Source organism: Amycolatopsis rhizosphaerae, from assembly GCF_007713715.1.
Classification (GTDB): Bacteria; Actinomycetota; Actinomycetes; order Mycobacteriales; family Pseudonocardiaceae; genus Amycolatopsis_E; species Amycolatopsis_E rhizosphaerae.
The window spans coordinates 1-2,800 of sequence record NZ_VJWX01000697.1; the positions used below are offsets into that span (position 1 = coordinate 1).

Annotated in this window: 3 protein-coding genes; all 3 read left to right on the plus strand. The window is 69.6% G+C overall.

The features are described from left to right. Positions 1–259: hypothetical protein (locus FNH05_RS38580; RefSeq protein WP_222426811.1), on the plus strand; the 259-nt coding region annotated here is incomplete at its 5' end. A 61-nt stretch (positions 260–320) separates the two neighbouring features. After that, positions 321–2,291 (plus strand): glycoside hydrolase family 31 protein, encoded by a 1,971-nt coding sequence (locus FNH05_RS35670; RefSeq protein ID WP_144593253.1) that lies wholly within the window; start codon positions 321–323, stop codon positions 2,289–2,291. Positions 2,292–2,356: 65 nt separating this feature from the next. Beyond that, complete coding sequence (locus FNH05_RS35675) at positions 2,357–2,515, plus strand: hydrophobic protein (RefSeq protein WP_144593254.1); 159 nt, start codon at positions 2,357–2,359, stop codon at positions 2,513–2,515. Positions 2,516–2,800: the final 285 nt, after the last annotated feature.

Here is a 2,800-nt window from a genome sequence, read left to right on the forward strand (position 1 = left end):
GCCCCAGCCCCCCGCGGCCGTCGCGCAGCAGCCCGACCAGGGCCGGTTCAGCGGGACACTGCCCGCCCCGGCTCCGGCGAACACGAAGACGAAGACGAAGAAACCGGCTGTGAACAAGGCCAGTACGCCACCGGCGAATCCGTCGATGAGCGTGCCGCGACCCTTCCGGCTGCCCGCGTCCGACTACACCTGGGCCTACCAGCAGTACGACCAGGCCCTGGCCGACCACCAGCACCACGGCGGGCACCACCGCCACTGACCGGCACCGCCCCTGCCCGGCCCGGGTTTCACCCTCCTGGCCCGGGGTAGGAGAAACGGTGATGACCGGCTTGGACCCCTACGTCGGCGTCGCCGTACGCGGTGACGCCCTCGAAGTGCGACTGAAGTCCGGCAGGACGTTGCCCGTCGAGGTTACGGTGCCACTGCCCGGAGTGCTGCGCGTGCGGCTCGGCACTCCCCCACCCGCCGAGTCCGGCATGCTCGTGCACTCGGCCGAACAGCCGGCGGACCTGGCTCACCGTGACGGCGGTGTGGAGATCAGCGGCCCCGGCGTCGAGGCCTTCTGGGAGGCCGACGGGCAGGGCTTCCGGTGCGGTGAATACCAGCGGTTCAGCGAACCCGGCGCGTCGACCGTGCCGTACTCCTCGGGATACCGCGAGGCCGGGGCCGAGTGGCCGGGAGGCTGGGTCGAAACGGTCCGGCTGTCGCCGGACTGCGCCGTCTACGGCGGTGGCGAGAGCTACCAGGGCATCAATCTCAGAAAGCGGTTTCGCCGGCTGCGCAACACCGAGGTCGACCGCAGGGCCGGTCGCGACACCGCCTACCTGAACGTGCCGTTCCTGTGGTCGGACGAGGGCTGGGGACTGTTCCTCAACACCGGCGCGGTGATCGAGGCCGATCTCGGAGCGACCCATTCGGAGGCCGCGCGCATCGAGGTGGACGGGGACCGGCTGGATCTGTTCGTGCTCTCGGGCGATCCGCCCGCGATGCTGCGGCAGTACCACGCCCTCACCGGGCTGCCGAAGCCCATGCCGGACTGGGCCTTCGGTGTCTGGCTCGGCCGGTCTTCGTACTTCACCGCGGACGAAGCGGTGTCCGCTGTGGACGACGTGCTGGCGGCGGACTGCCCGGTGGACGTGGTGCACGTGGACGAGTGGCTCGACGAGGTGGTGCTCGACGCGGCGGCCTGGAACACCGGTGCCGACCGTGCGCGCTTCCCGGCCGGGTGGACGCGGCGCCTGCGCGAACGAGGGGTGCGCACCAGCCTGTGGATCAACCCGTACCTCGGCAAGGGCACGCCGATCGCCGAACGGGCCGCCGAAGCGGGCTACCTCGTGAGCACGCCGGAAGCGGAACCGTCGGCCACCGACGACAACCCGGAAACCCTGCCGGTCGACTTCACCTCGCCCGAGGCCCGACGGTGGTGGGTCGAGCGCCTGGCGCGCACGCTCGACGAAGAAGGCGCCGACGCGGTGCTCGCCGATTTCGGCGAAGAAGTGGCCGCGGACGCGCGCTTCGTGGACGGCACCACCGGTGCCGACCGGCACAACAGCTACGGCCTGCTGTACGCGGAGGCGGTCGCGGAAGCGGGTGAACGCGCGAGGAACGGCGATTTCGTCGCGCTGTCCCGTTCCGGCACCGGCGGGCAGCAACGGGCGTCCGCTCAGTGGGCCGGGGACCTGCCCTCCACGTGGAGCGGGCTCACCTCCACGCTGCGGGCCTGCCTGTCGATGTCGCTGAGCGGCCTCGCGTTCGTCACGCACGACGCGGGCGGCTACTGGACCCCGGCCTCGTACCGGCACGCACTCGAACTGCGCAGGACCATGACCCCTGGTGAGATCCGGGCGGATGTGGAACCGGAACTGTACGTGCGGTGGGCGCAGTTCGCGGCGTTCTCGCCGATCATGCGGTTCCACGGGGTCGGTGCGCGGGAACCGACCGCCTATCCGGCGCCCGCTCGCGACGCCGTCACCGCGATCTGCCGGCTCCGCAAGGAGTGGCAGGACTACCTGATCTCGGCCGCGCTGGAGGCGACCGGAACGGGAATGCCGATGATGCGCCCGATGGTGCTGGCCTTTCCCGGCGACCGGGCGGCGCGCGACGCCGATCTGCAGTACCTGCTGGGTCCGGACCTCTTCGTCGCGCCGCTGCTCGAACCCGGCGGCGGCCGCCAGTTGTGGGTACCACCGGGAGACTGGGAACCGCTCGTCGGCCTCGATCCGGTTTCGGGCCCTGGCTGGTATCGCGTGCACTGCGAACTCGGCGAGTTCCCGGCCTGGCAGCGGGCGTGATTGTTTACCGTCCACCGGAACGGGTAAGTCCGTAACGACCAACTTTCGGGGGCGAGGAGGTAACGATGTTGGCCATTGTTCTGGTTCTCTTGCTCGCACTCGTGCTCGGCGGAGTCGGATTCGTCCTGCATGCACTGTGGATCGCCGCAGGCGTCGTTCTGGTGCTGTGGCTACTCGGTTTTCTCATCCACCCTTCGTCCGGGTCACGCTGGTACCGCTGGTAGTGCCACACTTCCGGGGCATCCGGCCGGCGGGTAAGGCCGCCGGGTGCACCGGCCCTCCGGACAGATTCCGTCACCCGGAATACGGTTGTCAAAGCGAATAAGGGCACTTCACTCAAAGGTGCCTTTATTGTTCTGTTATCCGCTTTCGCGGGCATTCCTGCGCGGTCCCGGCAGGAATTGCCCGACGAAGGAGAGAGCAGATGACAACCGCATTCCGGATGAGCCGCAGATCCCTCGCGAAGCTCGCCGCGGCCGGCCTGGCCTCCGCCTCGTGCTGCCTAGGCC

Bases quoted from the DNA above. Each gene is read 5' to 3' on its own strand.
- FNH05_RS35670 (WP_144593253.1), top strand. From the start codon at position 321: ATGACCGGCTTGGACCCCTACGTCGGCGTCGCCGTACGCGGTGACGCC.
- FNH05_RS35675 (WP_144593254.1), top strand. From the start codon at position 2,357: ATGTTGGCCATTGTTCTGGTTCTCTTGCTCGCACTCGTGCTCGGCGGA.